General features: G+C 33.7%; 14 protein-coding genes. 9 read left to right on the forward strand and 5 right to left on the reverse strand.

Translation table 11 applies throughout. The features are described from left to right. Positions 1–7 precede the first annotated feature (7 nt). The gene (locus CHB81_RS00675) at positions 8–664 is read right to left on the reverse strand and encodes an NAD(P)H-binding protein (protein ID WP_089349965.1); all 657 of its coding nucleotides are present in this window, start codon (positions 662–664) and stop codon (positions 8–10) included. Between the two features lie 259 nt (positions 665–923). Between CHB81_RS00675 and wrbA the strand changes: the two genes are divergently transcribed. Then, the gene (wrbA, locus tag CHB81_RS00680; protein ID WP_089349966.1) at positions 924–2,084 is read left to right on the forward strand and encodes an NAD(P)H:quinone oxidoreductase; all 1,161 of its coding nucleotides are present in this window, start codon (positions 924–926) and stop codon (positions 2,082–2,084) included. Between the two features lie 370 nt (positions 2,085–2,454). On the opposite strand, the gene CHB81_RS00685 is transcribed toward wrbA, so the two are convergent. After that, positions 2,455–3,117 (reverse strand): hypothetical protein, encoded by a 663-nt coding sequence (locus CHB81_RS00685; protein WP_089349967.1) that lies wholly within the window; start codon positions 3,115–3,117, stop codon positions 2,455–2,457. 502 nt (positions 3,118–3,619) lie between these two features. Between CHB81_RS00685 and CHB81_RS00690 the strand changes: the two genes are divergently transcribed. From CHB81_RS00690 to CHB81_RS00710, 5 genes are all read left to right on the forward strand, one after another. After that, a complete protein-coding gene (locus CHB81_RS00690; RefSeq protein WP_089349968.1) occupies positions 3,620–4,111 on the forward strand; it encodes a nuclear transport factor 2 family protein in 492 nt (163 codons plus the stop codon). A 262-nt stretch (positions 4,112–4,373) separates the two neighbouring features. Further along, the gene (locus tag CHB81_RS00695; RefSeq protein WP_089349969.1) at positions 4,374–5,756 is read left to right on the forward strand and encodes an ammonium transporter; all 1,383 of its coding nucleotides are present in this window, start codon (positions 4,374–4,376) and stop codon (positions 5,754–5,756) included. A gap of 164 nt (positions 5,757–5,920) precedes the next feature. After that, positions 5,921–6,598 carry a tRNA (guanosine(46)-N7)-methyltransferase TrmB gene (trmB, locus tag CHB81_RS00700; RefSeq protein ID WP_089350263.1) on the forward strand — a complete coding sequence of 226 codons (678 nt, stop codon included), beginning with the start codon at positions 5,921–5,923 and terminating at the stop codon, positions 6,596–6,598. 41 nt (positions 6,599–6,639) lie between these two features. Beyond that, positions 6,640–7,275 carry a LysE family transporter gene (locus CHB81_RS00705; RefSeq protein ID WP_089349970.1) on the forward strand — a complete coding sequence of 212 codons (636 nt, stop codon included), beginning with the start codon at positions 6,640–6,642 and terminating at the stop codon, positions 7,273–7,275. A gap of 135 nt (positions 7,276–7,410) precedes the next feature. Continuing rightward, positions 7,411–7,740 carry an MGMT family protein gene (locus CHB81_RS00710; protein WP_089349971.1) on the forward strand — a complete coding sequence of 110 codons (330 nt, stop codon included), beginning with the start codon at positions 7,411–7,413 and terminating at the stop codon, positions 7,738–7,740. A gap of 264 nt (positions 7,741–8,004) precedes the next feature. Here CHB81_RS00710 and CHB81_RS00715 read toward each other — a convergent pair whose 3' ends face one another. Both CHB81_RS00715 and CHB81_RS00720 read right to left on the reverse strand, forming a co-directional pair. Next, positions 8,005–9,330: a PAS domain-containing sensor histidine kinase gene (locus tag CHB81_RS00715; protein ID WP_089349972.1), complete on the reverse strand. Its 1,326-nt coding sequence runs from the start codon at positions 9,328–9,330 to the stop codon at positions 8,005–8,007. Between the two features lie 209 nt (positions 9,331–9,539). Next, positions 9,540–10,898: a sigma-54 dependent transcriptional regulator gene (locus CHB81_RS00720; protein WP_089349973.1), complete on the reverse strand. Its 1,359-nt coding sequence runs from the start codon at positions 10,896–10,898 to the stop codon at positions 9,540–9,542. A 157-nt stretch (positions 10,899–11,055) separates the two neighbouring features. Between CHB81_RS00720 and CHB81_RS00725 the strand changes: the two genes are divergently transcribed. The 3 genes from CHB81_RS00725 to CHB81_RS00735 all read left to right on the forward strand — a co-directional run bounded on the left by CHB81_RS00725 (position 11,056) and on the right by CHB81_RS00735 (position 15,762). After that, on the forward strand, positions 11,056–12,309 hold the full coding sequence (locus CHB81_RS00725) for an efflux RND transporter periplasmic adaptor subunit (RefSeq protein WP_089349974.1): 1,254 nt from the start codon (positions 11,056–11,058) through the stop codon (positions 12,307–12,309). A 182-nt stretch (positions 12,310–12,491) separates the two neighbouring features. Next, the gene (locus CHB81_RS00730; RefSeq protein WP_089349975.1) at positions 12,492–13,199 is read left to right on the forward strand and encodes an ABC transporter ATP-binding protein; all 708 of its coding nucleotides are present in this window, start codon (positions 12,492–12,494) and stop codon (positions 13,197–13,199) included. A gap of 139 nt (positions 13,200–13,338) precedes the next feature. After that, positions 13,339–15,762: an ABC transporter permease gene (locus tag CHB81_RS00735; RefSeq protein ID WP_089349976.1), complete on the forward strand. Its 2,424-nt coding sequence runs from the start codon at positions 13,339–13,341 to the stop codon at positions 15,760–15,762. A gap of 112 nt (positions 15,763–15,874) precedes the next feature. Here CHB81_RS00735 and CHB81_RS00740 read toward each other — a convergent pair whose 3' ends face one another. Further along, a complete protein-coding gene (locus tag CHB81_RS00740; RefSeq protein WP_089349977.1) occupies positions 15,875–17,494 on the reverse strand; it encodes a murein L,D-transpeptidase in 1,620 nt (539 codons plus the stop codon). Positions 17,495–17,694: the final 200 nt, after the last annotated feature.

Genomic DNA, 17,694 nt, shown 5'->3' on the forward strand with positions numbered 1-17,694 from the left:
CCATTTTTTATTTTAGTAAAGCAGTCATTTCTTCCCACTCTAATATTTTAACCGGATCGTTGAGTTTATTGGCTGCTTTGACCATCGATTGGGCAATATCCTTTGCTTCTATTCCTTTATACTTACTGGATTTTCCAATAAATAACGGATTTATAACTTTAAAGATCGAGATCAAAACTTTTTCGAGAGTTCGTTTTTCTTTTCTATTTCCCAGAATCATCGAAGGTCTAAAGATATAGGTATGATCAAAATTTAAATTAATAATATCACGCTCGGTTTCGCCTTTCATTTTTACGTAAAAAACAGATGAATTCTCATTTGCTCCAATAGCAGAAACCAGAAAAACCGATTTTGCTCCGTTTTCTTTGGCTAATTGCGCTGCCAAAATGGGATAATCATGATCTATTTGATAGTATTGTTTTCTGTCAGGTGTTTTCTTTTGTGTGGTTCCAAGTGCGATAAAAATTCCGTCTGCATAAATGCCTTTTACCACATTTGCCAAAGAATGAAAATCGCCTATTAAAATCTTTAGTTTTGGATGCTGAATGTTTAGATCTTTCCGAACAACAATTATTATTTGCTCATAATTGGTATCATTCAATAAACTTTCGAGAATATATGATCCTACAAGTCCGCTTGCGCCATAAACAATTGCTTTTTTCATACGATGATTTGTTTGCTGTAAGTTGTAAAATTATTGAATTACTTTATAATTAATCCTTTACAATAGAATTATTTAAATACATAGAAACCTTTTTCTTTCGCAGAACAATGTACATTTAAACAGAACGATTAACATAATAATAACGCTTTTCGGGATTGTAAGAAGTAAATTTGCAATCCCAAAAAACGAACTTGATTCTCAATCGAAAACAAGCGCATTGCTTGGGATTATCTACAATACATTATTTAAAAAAACACTCATGAAAAAGCAACTACTCGTATTACTAACGGCAATTTTGTTAAGTTTTGGCGTAAATGCACAAGTAAAATCTTCTGAAACAAATGTTCTGGTTTTGATCTATTCTCAAAACGGTGGAACTTATAAAATGGCAAAAGCTATTGCCGAAGGAATTCAGGAATATCCAAATACAAAAGCAACCATAAAAAGAGTTCCTTCAATTAATCCAAAAGAAAAATTAAATGCTGATGTCGAGAAATTACCAATTGCTACGATCGAAGAATTGGCAAATTATGACGGAATCGCTTTTGGAAGCCCTGTTCATTTTGCGAATATTAGCGCCGATATGAATTACTTTTTCAGCCAGAGTATTCCGCTTTGGACATCGAGAACTTTAGAAGGTAAACCGGCAACTGTATTTATGTCTGCAGGATCCGGAGCAGGAAAAGAAGCTGCAATTTTATCTTTTTGGAATATCCTTGCTTCTCACGGAATGATTATCGTACCTACCGGAATTATGGGAACAGCGACGTTAGACAAAACTGTTCCGCAGGGAAATACTCCTTTTGGAGCGACTTCTTTGGCTGGATCTGTTGGAACTCGTCCGTCGCAAAGCGAATTGAATTTGGCTAAAGAACAAGGAAAAGCTTTGGCAAGAACAGCATCTGGATTGAAAAATACAGAGAATATAAAAGCCGTAAAAACAACTTCGGTTGAAACTAAAATCGATATCAACAAAACATTAAAAGACAATAATATTACACTTCCTGAAGCGCCAAAACCTGTTGGAAATTATGTTCCGTTTACAATTTCAGATCATAAAGTTTATATTAATCAAGTGGCTTTGAAAGATGGAAAAATCCTAAATCCGGGTAAAGTTGGCGCAACAGTTACAGATGAACAAGCCAAGGAAGCAACTTACCAAACAATGCTAAATGTTATTGCAGTTTTGAAAGAGGCTTGCGGAGGCGATTTGAACAAAGTAAAACAATGTGTGCAACTAACAGGATATTTTAATACCACTCAGGAATATACACAACATGCGGGAATTATGAATTCGGCTTCGAATTTGACGGCATTGGTTTTTGGAGAAAAAGGAAAACATGCCAGAGCTACAATTGGTGCTGCTTCTTTACCGATAAATTCGGCTGTAGAAATTCAGGCGATTTTTGAAATTGAATAAAAGAAAAACTATATTTTTTTTAACGGTTTAATCAAGAAAGTAATTAGAAAAATCCGTTTTCATCAGCGTTTTCGCTTTAGCGAATCAGTAAAATCAGCGTCTAATTTTGACGCGGATAAAACAGATTTACTTCGTAAAAACGCAGATAAAAACAGATTTTATTTTCTAAAAGCTTAACTTAATGACATTGCCCATACAAACTACACAACATTTTATAACACAATCTAATTTTTTGCGTGAGGGATAGAAGGAATCCGCCGCGGCGGAACGAATAGCCCGACAGCAATAAAAAAAGGGGCGACTATGCTATTGCAAAGTCAGCCCCTTTTTTTATTGGTGGCACGCCCAGATTATTTTTACAGGCGTTGTTTTATGATTTTGGCAATGGCGCTCCAACGGCAATATCGCAGCGATGTCCCGTTTGTCCGTGTGGCGGATTCATTCCTTCGGCTGTTACAACTGGCTTTTCGGTACTTAATAAAGCCGGAACAGCATTGTTTGCCGGTGGTGGTGTAACGGTAAAGTTTTGTGTTGCAGTTCCGCTTTGTGCAGGAGCCGCAGCAACTGGTTTGGCTACAGGAGAATTTAGTGGCGCTCCAACAGGAATATCACATCTGTGTCCGGGTTGTCCGTGCGATGGATTCATTCCTTTCGCCACTTTTACAGGAGCCGCAGTTGTTGTTGTAACCACATTTTGTTGACCTGGATTTACCTGAACAGTTTGCACAGGCTGCGCTGTAGTTTGTACTTGTTGCGTTGGTGCCGAATTTAATGGCGCGCCAACGGCAATGTCGCAACGATGTCCGGGTTGTCCGTGTGCAGGATTTAATCCGGCGTTACTACTCAAAACGGTATTCGGATTTGTAGCAACCGGAGTTTGAACTACTGATTGTGTTTTAGTAGTGTCTTTTGCCAATCCCAGTTTCACTAATTCAGAAGCTGGCGTACTTTCTTGTGGCTCTAATTCTTTCTTGCAAGAAGTAAAAACTAAAGAAACTACAAATATTGAGGTGATAAGTATTTTTGGATTCATGATGTCTATTTTTAAAGCTATCAAATATAGTAAATCCTATTGTACCATATAAGTTATGTAAGAAAATTTAAGTTTTTGGGTTGTTGTTTTAATCTCTCAAAGTCGCAGAGACGCAAAGTTTTTTTCTCATTTTGTTTCATTTCTGATAAATATTGGGTTTACGTTGCGTTTCAAGGGATTGAAATCCCTTGCTACAAAATAGGTCATTCCTTCGGAATTTTATAAAGAGTTCCGGAGGAACGGATCATATTGTAGGGATGTCCCGAGGCTTCGGAATCAATCCGTCCATCGCAAGAAATTCGACAAAGATTAACGACATTCTATATGGTGCTTCTAGTGTGATTTTGATGATTCCTAAAAATAAACTTTGCGCCTTCGCTATTTTGAGAGATTAAATTAACCCAACAAAAAACTCTGTACCTTTGACCCCATGATCCTTTGCACCTATGATTTGCACCCTTAAAAGAATATTTTCTAACTTTAAACCAAACTATAACTTATCATGAAAAAATCAATTTTACTTTTATTATTCGTTGCCTCTTTTGCAAATGCACAAACTTCTGAAAAAGACAAAGTCAATCAAACTATCGATTTGTGGCACAAAGCGGCTGCCGATGTGAAATTTGACGCTTATTTTAATTTAATGGCCGATGATGCAATTTTCATTGGAACAGACGCTACCGAAAACTGGAATAAAAAAGATTTTAGCGTTTGGGCAAAACCGTTTTTCGACAAAGGAACTACATGGAATTTTACGGCGCTTGAGCGTCATATCTTTTTTGATAAAACGGGAAAAATTGCCTGGTTTGATGAATTGCTAAATACGCAAATGAAAATTTGCCGCGGTTCTGGTGTTTTGGTTAAAGTGGGGAAAGAATGGAAAATTCAGCATTACGTTTTATCCATGACAATTCCGAATGATGATATCAATGCAGTGATTAAAGTAAAAGCACCAATCGAAGATGTTTTGATTGAGAAGCTAAAGAAAAAATAAACATTTTTGAGCTTTCTTCTTATAATCCTAACTTTTCTAGCACTTTAGAAGATCTGATATCAATTTAATTATAATATAATTGACAATATTACCCATTATTTGGAAGTTCAAAATAAGATTGTCTCAAAAAAATGGTTCGAATTTTACAATATTAACTAAAATAAAAGCAACACCTCTATTTTAACAGCCTTCAAAATCAAAATCTTTATTTTTTTTTAACTTTGACCCCAAAAAAAATAGGGTTAAATAAAGTATTTGAAAAATGAAAATAGAAAAACGCTGGATCATCTCCTTTATTATTATAAGTATTGTTTGTATTACGGGGGCATTTTGGCCAACTGTTACTCAAAATAGTTATGTATTATCAGAATTTGGTACAACCGATCATATTGTACCTGCTGATGTTGCCTGGATGTTAACTTCTTGTTGTCTGGTTTTGATTATGACTCCCGGATTGTCATTTTTCTACGGAGGAATGGTTGGGCGAAAAAATGTAATTTCGACCATGTTGCAAAGTTTCATTTGTTTGGGCGTTGTAACTCTTTTATGGGTTGTGGTTGCTTTTAGTTTGGCTTTTGGAGATCCTGTAGGATTTAGTTCGGGAGGTCACTTTTATAGTTTCTTTGGCGATCCAAGGACTTTTGCTTTTATGGATTATGTGGGCGTTTTGCCTCATAAACAATTGGCAAGTACGATTCCGTTTATGTTATTTGCTTTGTTCCAAATGAAATTTGCCATTATTGCTCCGGCAATTATTACAGGTTCGTTTGCAGAGCGTGTTCGTTTTATATCATATTTATTATTCATTAGTTTGTTTACCATCTTTATTTATGCGCCTTTGTGCCATTCGGTTTGGTATCCAACAGGAATTTTAGGAACTTATTTTGGCGTAAAAGATTTCGCCGGAGGAACTGTAGTACACATGAGTTCAGGATTTGCTGCTTTGGCGGGAGTTCTGGTTTTAGGAAAAAGAAAAAATAGCCAACATATACCAACCAATATTCCGTTTGTATTGTTAGGAACGGGAATGTTATGGTTTGGATGGTTCGGATTCAACGCCGGATCTGCTCTTGCTGCCAACGGAACTGCTGCAATGGCTTTTGCAACAACAACAACTTCATCGGCTGCAGCCATGTTAACCTGGGTTTTCTTCGATCGTATGAACGGAAGGAAAGTTTCGGCTCTTGGCGCTTGTATCGGGGCTGTTGTAGGTTTGGTTGCTATTACACCTGCCGCAGGATATGTGTCGGTTCCTGAAAGTATGTTCTTCGGGTTTGTGACTGCCTTAGTTTCAAATTCTGTTGTAAACTGTCGCTTCTCTAAAAGATTTGATGATACGCTTGATGTTTTTGCTTGTCATGGTGTAGGCGGAATTATGGGAATGATACTTACGGCTATTTTCGCTCATGGCGAAGATGCAAGTTTGCTACACGGTGGATGGAATGTTTTTGCACACCACATGATGGCATTGGTTCTGGTTTCGCTTTTTACTTTCTTTGGAGCATATTTCTTGTTTAAAGTAACGAACTTTATTATTCCGCTACGAGTTTCAGAAGAAAACGAACATATTGGATTGGATTTATCGCAACACGATGAAACGCTTGATCCTAAATTAAAACCAATTACGGAAGCACATTACGGATAAAAAAGGTTGCCACAAATTACACGAATTTTCTCTAATTTTTTTTTCGCTCAAACCATGAAAATTAATTCGTGAAAATTCGTGTAATTCGTCGCAAAAAATTTAAACACAATTGCTCAGTAATCATTCGTTTATATTCCTTAATTTTGCTGAAAATTTTTGTAAAAGTGGGAAGTAAAAATAAACTAAAAAGATTCAGAGAAAACGAAACGTTTCAAAACGTTTTTCAACCAACCAGAGAAGAAGTTGTAGGCGATTTAATGCCTTTAAAAGGAAAATGGAACTCTGATTTCTTTAAAAATGATAATCCTTTAGTTTTAGAATTAGGATGTGGAAAAGGAGAATATTCTGTTGGATTGGCAGAAAGATATCCTAACAAAAATTTTATCGGAATTGATATCAAAGGGGCTCGTTTCTGGAGAGGTGCTAAAACCGCTGTAGAAAACGGCTTGCATAATGTTGCTTTTATTCGAACTCAAATCGAATTAATCAATCATATTTTTGCCGAAAATGAAGTGGATGAAATCTGGATTACTTTTCCGGATCCGCAAATCAAATACAAGAGAACAAAACACAGAATGACCAATTCTGAATTTTTGAAATTATACAAAAGAATTCTTAAAAAAGACGGTGTCGTAAACTTAAAAACCGACAGTGAATTTATGCACGGTTATACACTGGGATTACTGCATGGTGAAGGACACGAGGTTTTATATGCCAACCACAACGTATACACAAATGAAGGAAGTCCGGAAGAAGTTACTGCTTTTCAGACTTTTTACGAGAAACAATATTTAGAAATTAACAAGGCAATTACGTATATTCGCTTTAAAATTAAAGACTAATTTAATTTTAAAACGAATTTTCAAACCCATTAAATAATTGAATGGCATTACTTACCCCATTACTTTTAGGTTTTCTTGCCGCTTTCATTGGGATTATTCCGCCTGGATTAATCAACATGACCGCAGCCAAAGTAAATTTGAAAGAGGGTAAAAAGAATGCTTTGTGGTTTGTTGCCGGAGCTGTTTTAGTGATCTTTTTTCAGGTTTCTTTAGCGGTTCTATTTGCGCAGGTAATTGACAATCGTCCGGATGTTGTAACGCTGTTACGCGAAGTTGGGTTTGTTATTTTCTCTATCTTAACGATTTACTTTTTGTTTATCGCAAAAGAACCAAAAGCCAAAAAATCCAAGATTAAAAAAAGCAGTAAAAAGAGTCGTTTCTTTTTAGGCATGTTACTTTCGGGCTTGAACTTTTTCCCGATTCCGTATTATGTTGTTGTGAGTGTTACTCTGGCTTCTTATCATCTTTTTGCATTCGAACACAACATTATTTTTACTTTTGTATTTGGGTCTGTTTTGGGTTCATTTGCTGCTTTATACAGCTACATTGGCTTCTTTGGAAGAATAGAAAAGAAGACCGATTATCTAATGCGAAATATGAATACTATTATAGGGAGCATTACAGGTTTAATCGCTGTAGGGACACTTTTTAATATTCTGAATTACTATTTCGGATAAGATTAAACCATTAAGAGATTAAGAAAAATTAAGCAGTACTTTGTAAAAACCTAACTTTCTTAATTGTTTTTAGATCAAAAATTAAGCTCTTACTTCATGAAACTTAATATCTTAATGGTAAAATAATTTAAACGTATGGCTGAAGATAATTTTTTTGAAAGAGTTTATGCTATTGCAAGACAAATTCCGTACGGAAAAGTAACTTCTTATGGTGCTATTGCAAAAGCTTTAGGAACCGCACGTTCTGCCCGAATGGTAGGCTGGGCCATGAATGCTTGTCATAATATGGATGATGTTCCTGCGCACAGAGTTGTAAACAGAAAAGGCCTTTTGACCGGAAAACATCATTTTGACGGAACCAATTTAATGCAGCAACTTTTGGAAAGCGAAGGTATTATTGTAGAAAACAATCAAATTATAGATTTGGAGAAACACTTTTGGACACCAGAAGTTTCTACCATATAAGTGATATAAGTTCATTTAAGGTTTGCGTATAAATCTCTCGCAGATCTGCAAAGTTTTTTATTTGTAGTCACTTATTTCACGCAGATTTCAAAAAAATTTAAGCAGATGTACGTAGATAATCTAATTAAATCTGCTAGAATCTGCAAAATCTGCGTGAAATAAAAAACTTTGCGACTCTGCTCCCGATAGCTATCGGGATTGCGAGACTAAATGACAAAGTAAACCAAAGCTAAAATGAACTTATATCACTTATATGGTTCAATATCAAATTAAACAAATCACAAAGCTCGTTTTATCTTCATCGGTTTGGTAGCTTAGATAACCGCCGTGTGCTTCGATGATATTTTTAGAAAGCGTCAATCCAATTCCTGCTCCATCTTTTCGAGTGGTGAAAAACGGCAAGAATACTTTATCTCTAATTTCCTGATCAATTCCTTTTCCATTGTCTGAAATGACGATAAAAAATCGGTTGTTTTCGGTATAACTGGATAAAAACATTTTCTTTTCGCTCTTATCTTTCAAAGCATAAATACTGTTCGTGATCAAATTAATAATCACTTGCTCCATTTGATTTTTATCAATTAAAATCGAACGTGAGCTATGAATCTCGTTAACAAATTCAATATTTTCTGCTTTTAAAATTGGACTCATGATTCGGAGGCAATCTTCGAAAAGTGCGTTTATAGGCGTCATTTCCTTTGTTGGTGTCGGCAGCATGGCTAGTTTTCTGTAGTTCTCAACAAAAACCTGCAAATGATCGCTTCGATTTATAATGGTCGAAATACTGCTTTTAATGTCTTCAAAATCATCATCTTCTAATTTTTCCTGATCAACTATGTGGAGTAAATTCTGCGAAAGCGCTCGAATTGGCGTTAGGGAATTCATTAATTCATGCGAAATAATTTTCATCAGATTAATCCAGGCTTCTTTTTCTTTTTTCTCTATTACACGCTGAATACTGTCTAATAAAACTATAAAATACTCTTTATTATACGTTTTTGCATGCGACGTTTGCAGCATAAAAGTCTGCAAATCCTGTTCTTCAATTTTTATCGAAATTGCTGATTTTAAATCTGTGAAACCTACATTTTCAATTTCAGTACAAAGTGATGGCAAATAATTTTTAAGGTACTTCCAATGGCTGACTTTTGGCACTTTGAATAAGCTGGAAAAGCAATCGTTCATTAAAAATATATTCCATTCCTCATTTTCCTTTTCTAAGATTAAAGCGGCGGTATCGATACTATTTAAAATAGACTGATAAACAAGTTCTTTTGAAGTTTGCTCTTGTTGCTGCACTTTTAAAGCATCATACAAAAGATATAAGTTTTTGAAACTATCTCTTTTATTGGCTTCAGGAAAATTGGTCGTAAAATCTTTTTTCAACATCGAAAGCAATGCTCTGTCATAAAACAACAAGCTGTTTTTGACAAAAAAGTACATCTCAAACAACATCACAATAGCAAAAAAACCAACTAACAGCGCGTTGTAATAAAATGTTTTATAGCTCAAAAAAACGCAAAAGAAAAAGAGTATCATTACAAACAATACCCTCACAAATAATGCATTATAAAACTTCCAGTTTTTCATGTTTTTATTTTTTATTGCGACTCCCGATAGCTATCGGGATAAAAGATTAAAAAAAATTGTTTCACGCAGATCTTAAAAAGATTGAAGCAGATTAAAACAGATTAAAACAGATTAAAATAAAAAATCTGCCTAAATCTGCAGAATCTGCGTGAAACAAATTCTAAGAATCATTCTAATCCTTTAATCTGTGGCAAAACTAGTTTTTTATTTTATGAGTTTTTCAAATCGTATTTCTCAATTCTTCTGTATAATGCAGCTCTTGACAAACCAAGTTCTTCGGCGGTTTTACTGATGTTGCCGTGGTGTTTAAATAAGGCTTTTTCGATTACATTTCGCTCCATCTCAGACAATGGATTTTCGTCGTTTTCCTGGAAATCTTCAAAGTTCAAAATATCCAGATCCTGTACACCTATTGTATTATTATCGGCTAAAATCAAGGCGCGTTCAATCTTATTTTCCATTTCACGCACATTCCCTTTCCACGGATATTTTTCTAAATATGGCGCAACATTATCTTCAAATTGCCATCCCGAAGCTTCGGGACCATGATTGTATTTTTCGGCAATTTGATCTAAAATAAAATGAGCCATTGGTACAATATCATCTTTTCGTTCACGCAATGATGGCAAATGAATTTCCATTGTATTGATTCGATACAGCAAATCTTCTCTAAATGTTTTATTTTTCACCTCGGCTTTTATATCACTGTTTGTCGCGGCAATTATGCGAACATTTAATGGTCTGGCTTTGCTTTCGCCGAGACGCGTAACGGTTTTAGTTTGCAAAACATGCAATAATTTAGCTTGCAAATGAAGAGGAATATTCCCTATTTCATCCAGAAAAATAGTTCCGCCTGAAGCCATTTCAAACCTTCCGGCTGTATCTGTTTTCGCATCTGTAAAAGCACCTTTCGCGTATCCAAAAAGCTCACTTTCGAACAAATTATCACTTAAGGAACCTAAATCAACGTGTACAAAAGGCTGATTTTTTCGCTCTGAATTTTGATGAATAAATTCGGCAAAAACATATTTACCTGTTCCATTTTCGCCCAGAATTAGAACATTAGCATCTGTTTTAGCTACTTTTTCGGCAATAGAATAGGCTTGTTTTATTTTTTGCGAAGTTCCAACAAAGTATCTTTTTTCTATTTTTTCTTCTACAACTTTTTTGGTGTTTTTTCTACTTTCGGCGACAGCCTTATCAATTGTCTCGAGTAATTTTTCGTTATGCCACGGTTTCAAAACATAATCGAAAGCGCCAATTTTAATTCCCTCAACGGCTGTTTCAATTTTACCAAATGCGGTCATTAAAATCACGATCGTTTGTGGCGAAAGTGTTTTAATTTCTTTTAGCCAATGAATTCCTTCTCTCCCATCTTCAAAACCAATTCTATAATTCATGTCTAATAAAACCACATTTATATCATTTTCGCTTAAAAGAGAAATGATTTTTTTGGGACTATTTGTCGTAAAAATAGTCTCGAAGTGTTTTTTGAGAATCATTTTTGCCGAAAAAAGAATTTCTTCCTGATCGTCGACGATTAATATTTGGGCTTGTTTTTTTCGCATGCTGTCTTTTTTTGTTCGATATCGAACGGTCAACTGTTCATTATCGAACAGTCCTTTTTTTAATAGTTTTTAAAGCTTCTTTAAAATCAATACTTTACAAATAATAAATTTTATGGCACAGTATTTACCTATTGACTATCAGTAAATTATTTAAAAAATGGATAAGGTAATCCCTCGTAAAAATAGAAAATTTAGATATCTCACAATAGCAATTACTGTTTTTTTAGTTTTGGCTGTGATCATCTTTTTTTCTTTTAACACAAAAAGAAGCTTGAATGTAAAATCAGACGAGCTTTCGATTCAAAAAATTGAAAAAGCTTTTTTTGAAGATTTCGTCGTTTTTCAGGCTAAAGTTGAACCTCTAAATGTAATGTTAGTAAATGTTACTGAAGGTGGATCTGTAAAAGAAATTTTTGTCGAAAATGGTGCAATGGTAACTAAAGGGCAATCGCTGGCACGTTTGTACAACCCGAACACTGAACTTAATTACCTAACTCAGGAAACGGCAATTATTGAACAAATCAACAATTTGAATACCGGAAAACTGAATATCAGAAATCAGGAATTAAACCTTAACAAAGATTTAGTTTTGATCGAACATGATTATAATGACGCGAAAAGATTGTATGACATGAACGCTAAATTATATGATAAAGAGGTGATTTCTAAAAATGACTGGAATACGTTTAAAGAAAGTCTTCGTTTTCAGGAAGAGCGCAAAAGAACGATTCAGCAAAGCATTCAAAAGGAGAAACAAACGAATCAAGTTCAGATTTCGCAAATCAATCGTTCCATTCAAACCATGGAGAAAAGTTTGGATATCTTAAGAGATAACAAAAAGAACTTTTTGATTACTGCGCCGGAAACCGGTCGATTGACTTCATTTGAACCTATTTTAGGAAAAACTTTTCAAGCGGGAGAAAGCATCGGGAAAATCGATTCGAAAAAAGGTTACAAACTTACGGCTGACGTTGATGAATTCTATTTGGAAAAAGTTCGCGAAGGCTTAAAAGGTCAGGTAGAATTTAAAGGAAAAATATTGGAAGTTTTGGTTACCAAAGTAATCCCTGAGGTTAAAAGCGGACATTTTACTGTAGAATTGGCTTTTACTTCTAAAGAGCAAATTACTTTACAAGACGGTTTAAGTTTTGGCGTGAAATTGATTTTATCTGAAAAGAATAAAACTCTAGTTATTCCAAAAGGAAGCTTTAATCAGGAAACTGCAGGAAAATGGATTTTTGTAGTAAAAGGCAATAAAGCAGAAAGAAGAAACATAAAACTGGGCAGAGAAAACCCTTCGTATTATGAAGTTCTTGATGGCTTGAAAGAAGGCGAATCTGTGATTACATCGTCATATGCAGATTATAAAGACATTGAAGAATTATCGATTAGTAATTCGCAGTCACAGTAGTCACAAAAACCGATTAAAAAGTTCGCCACGAATTTCACGAATGAGCGCGAATTTTTATTTTCGAGGCCAAAAAAAAATAAAAATAATTAGTGCGAATTCGTGTAATTCGTGGCAAAAAAATAAAGAGTTTCAATCATCAATCAAAAAACACAATCAACAACAATTAATACCTTAAAAAAGATATGATAACAATTCAAAATTTAACCAAAGTTTTTAGAACCGAAGAAGTAGAAACCTCAGCTTTGAGCGGTATTAATGTAGAAATTAAAAAAGGTGATTTTTTAACTATCATGGGACCTTCAGGTTGCGGAAAATCTACTTTATTGAATATCATTGGACTTCTGGATGGTGCAACTGATGGAAGTTATAAATTATTAGGTCAGGAAATGATTGGCTTAAAAGAAAAAGGAAGAGCTCAAGTTCGTAAAGAAAATATTGGATTCATTTTTCAGAATTTTAATCTGATCGACGAACTTTCTGTATATGATAATATCGAATTGCCTTTGCTTTATAACAATGTAAAAGCATCGGAACGAAAACAAAAAATCGAAGCGATTGCCGAGAAGCTAAACATTTCGCATCGTTTAAAACATTATCCTCAGCAACTTTCAGGAGGACAACAACAGAGAGTTGCTGTTGCAAGGGCTTTGGTAAATGATCCAAAAATCATTTTGGCCGATGAGCCAACAGGAAATCTGGACAGTAAAAATGGTAATGAGGTTATGGAACTTTTAACTGATTTGCATGCTAAAGGTGCTACAATTTTGATGGTTACCCACTCTGATTATGATGCTTCGTTTTCGCAAAGAACGATTCATATGAAAGACGGTGTTATATTCTCTGAGCGATTAAATCAGAGAAATGTGGATGTTTTTATGGACGCTAAATAATTTCAAAATGATCAATTTTATTATCACTGTAATCACTTTCCTGGTAGGATTTGTTTGCAAAGTATTGGCTATTATCTAACAACTAACCTTTTTTAGAAATTTATCAAACTTCTAAAAATAACTATAAAAAAACTAAGCAATGATTTTTAACTGGTTTAAAATATTTATTTATCATTTAAAGCAAAACAAACTGTTTTCGTTTTTGAATGTTATGGGTTTAAGCATTGGAATTGCAGGGGTTATTTTTGCAATTTTATATTGGAATAACGAAAACTCATATGATCAATGGAATCCCGAAAAAGAGAATTCTTATCAAGTCCTGAATGTAATAGGCGCAACTGGAGACACTTGGGCAACGAGTTCAATTCCTTTTGGGCAAACTTGTAAAGCAACGATTCCTGAAATTGAGCAAATTTGTTTTTTAAACATTTGGTATGGTGAATCTGTTATCAAATATCAAAATCAAAAAGTAATCGATAAAAAAATTACGATTTCTGACAGTAACTTTTTTGATTTTTTCCCTTTTCCAATAATAAAAGGTTCTAAAAAAGACATTTTAAAAGAAAAAAATAGTGTTGCTATTGCAGAAGATCAGGCAAAACTGCTTTTTAAAGACGAAGATCCAATTGGAAAATCTATTATTTATGATAACAAATCTTATATCGTAAAGGCGCTTTATCGCATTATGAAACCTTCTTCTTTTGAACCTAATTATGTTTTTGGAGGAGTTATGCGTGAACAGGACCTTAACCAATGGGGGAATTTCAATTATGGTATGATGGTCAAAATCAAAAAGAATGTTGACCCTGCTGTAGTTTTAAAGAAAATGCATAATGTCAATTATGTCAACAGGACTTTAAAAGACGCAAAAGAAAGTGGTCAGACTGTAGCCCAATATGTAAAGGAAAATGGAGAAATCAAGATTATTCTGGATCAGTTAAAAACTTTACATCTACATGGTACAAAAGCTTCCGGATCAACAACTCCTGAAGGAAAAGGAAATCTACAGCTTCTTTATATTATGGCTGGATTATCAATTTTGATTTTGATTTTGTCTCTTGTAAACTACATTAATCTGGCAACAGCTTCGGCTATAAAACGTGCCAAAGAAGTAGGTGTTCGTAAAATTGTTGGTGCAAGTAAAAATCAAATTATCGCTCAGTTTATATTTGAGACTGCTATTATTGTTGTTTTGGCGATTATTTTTGCTTTGGCAATAGTAGAACTTTCTTTGCCTTATTATAATTCTTTTTTAGGCAAAACTCTAACTATGAATGGAGGCGAATTTTACCTGCAGCTTATTTTAATATTTGGATTAGTAATCATTCTTGCAGGTATATTCCCAGCCATTTATATCTCAAACTTTGAAACTTTAAAAGTCTTAAAAGGAAACTTTTCGAGAAGTAAAAGCGGTATCTGGATTAGAAATTCGATGCTTATTTTTCAATTTGGGATCGCAGCATTTTTCATCATCGGTGCTTTAATTGTAAATTCTCAGGTTGATTATATGATGAATAAAGATCTTGGTTTTAGCGGTAATCAGGTCATCAGAATCCCATTTAATTCGGCTGATCATAGTAAAAAAGCTCAAAAATATTTTACTACAAAACAAGAAATCAGTAAAATGTCAGGAGTTGAGGATGTTTCTACTTTTGCAGGTTCTTTTGGTAACAGTACAAACTCGAGTTCCGGTTTTACACACAATGGTGTTTTTGTACAACCACGAAATGTTGAAATGGATTTTGGTTTTCTCGAAATGATGAAAATTAAGATTGTTGAAGGCCGGGATTTATCTCCTAAATTTGCTTCGGACACGATCAACAATTGGCTGATAAATGAAACCTTAGCTAAACTATTAGGACTTAAAAACCCTATAAATACAGTAATAACCTCGGGTTGGGGTAATGAAGAAAACTTAAAATTTAAAGTTGTTGGAGTTGTCAAAGATTTTCACATTACAGGACTTCAAAACAAAGTTCCTCCGATGGTTTTTATCAACATGAAAACTTTAAAATGGAATAATTTTGATAATGTTTATGTAAAAGTTTCCCCTAATAATCTGACTGAAACTTTAGCTAAACTAAAAACATATTGGGAAACTAATGTAAATCCTGATTATCCGTTTGATTATGAATTTGTAAACAAAGGATTTGCCAAAACTTATGAAGAACAGGTAAAACAAAAGAATTTATTTTTCATTTTAAACCTTGTTGTAATCATCATTGCCATTTTTGGATTGTTTGCTTTAGCATCATTCTCAATGGAAAGAAGGTTAAAAGAAATTGCTATCAGAAAAACTTTGGGTGCCGAAACTGATATTTTATTAAAAGAATTATCAAGACAATATATTCTTTTCTGTTTAATGGGATTTGCAATCGGGATTGTTCCTGCTTATATTTTATTGCAAAAATGGCTGGAAAATTTTGCTTTCAGAATCGGAGTTTCAGCTATTCCATTTAGTGTTGCATTAGTTTCTTTACTGTTTTTAACTTTACTAATTGTTTTAACTAAAGCCTATCAGGTAACCAAAATAGATATCTTAAAATATTTAAAATACGAATAAGCTTGTAGACCATTTTTTTTTTAAAGAAACCCGTCAGATTAATAAAATCTGACGGGTTTCTCTAGTTTTTTATTTAACAGATAAAACCTCCAAGATTTAACTGCTTAATGTCTTATTTCATAGCAAGAGTATCTGAATAAAGTAATTTATCTAACTGCGGATCTCTGTCATATACATCAGGGTAAAATCCAATTTCTCCGTCGTCACTTACCCAGGCGGTAAAATAACCAATATAGATTGGAATTTTATTTTTCAATTTGCAGGTTGTTTCTTTTTCGCCGCTCATTGCGCTGTCAATTTTGCTAACTGGCCAATCCGGATCGTCTTTTAAAATTTCAAGTGCTAAGTTTTTTGCTTCTTTTACATTGATACAGCCGTGGCTAAAAATACGTTTTTCAAATTCAAACAAACTTTTTGCCGGTGTATCATGCAAATAAATATCATTTGGATTTGGAAACATAAATTTCACCAATCCTAAAGAGTTTTTTGGTCCCGGTTTTTGTCTGACATTTCCGCCATTCCACTCCATATTATGATCTGCCAGATAGTTTTTATCTTCTGCCATTTTAAGTTTTAATTCGTTCTTAATGATACTCTGCGGAACATACCAATACGGACTAAATACAATTCTGTCCATCATTCCGCTAAAGATTACTGTTTCGGTCATTCTCGTTCCCACAAAAACATCCGAAACTAAATCATATTTTCCGTTTTTAACATACACTAGTTTAAACGATGGTATATTAACCATGATATACTCATTTGCCTGCGCCAAATTTGTCGGTATCCATCGACAACGTTCCATATTTAGCATTATAGTCTTGATTCTTTTGCTAATTGGCTCATTCATCTGGTCGATATGCTCTTTGGTTAAAGTATAATTTAATTTAAGTCCATATCTTTTTTTATACTTCAAAACACCGGCCATCATCTCTTCGTCATACACATCTCTTTTAGAATCTTGCGCCAGATCTCCCACAACAAACAAGCGTTCTCTAATTTGTTTTACTGCAACGCCGCTGTCAAAAGGTTTTAAATCTTTATAATTGGCACTATCGATTTCTATCTTTTTCCAAAGATTATTTTTCTCGATTGTACGGTATTTTTTTAAGACTGCTTTAAGTTTATAATACTGTCCAAACAATAGATTTTCGTCTTTGTTTAACCTGTCAGGATCAACCATAAGTGAATCTAATATTTTTGTATACGAAATACTTTTTGTAGGCAAGAACCAGCCAATTTTCTTTAAAGTAGCAGGATCAACTCCTGAGTAAACATTGCTGGCATAAAACACATACATATTAGACAACAAAAGTTCTGTGTCTATCTGAGGTAAATCTTCTGTCACATTTTCATTAAAAACATCATCTATCAAATTTCTGTAAGGCATTGTTGCTTTAATACCTTGTTCATTGAGTTGTCGTACTTTATGGTATAATAAAGATCCAAATTCACTAATGTTTTTATCATCGTACCAAATCGACTTAAATTCTTTCTTTTTATACAGATCTTCTACATCTTTTTGATAAATCTTTAATTTGGGATATTTTTTATAAAAATTATTAATTGCCTCAGTATTAATAACAAACAAAGAAGTGCAGTAATTGGTTTTAAAAGCATCTTCCGATATTGCTTTCTCATTTTTTAATTTGCTCGTATTATTTATAGAGCCAAAAGAAAACATTAAAAAACTAAAAGCAATAATTACAGATAGAGAAGTAAAATTTCGCATATTTTTAAGGTTTAAATTTTTAAAAAAATCATATTTAAAAAATAACGAAAACTCATAGAATACCTAAAAATAAGTTTTCACACATTTTTTAAATTATTGGAAATCCATCGATTTAGGGTACTCAAATATAGCCAAGATTATTGACAATTATAGCATGAAACGCTCTAAATTTATACTAAAAATCAAACATCCAACCCTTA

The sequence above is a fragment of the Flavobacterium sp. ov086 genome (assembly GCF_900187965.1).
Taxonomy (GTDB): domain Bacteria; phylum Bacteroidota; class Bacteroidia; order Flavobacteriales; family Flavobacteriaceae; genus Flavobacterium.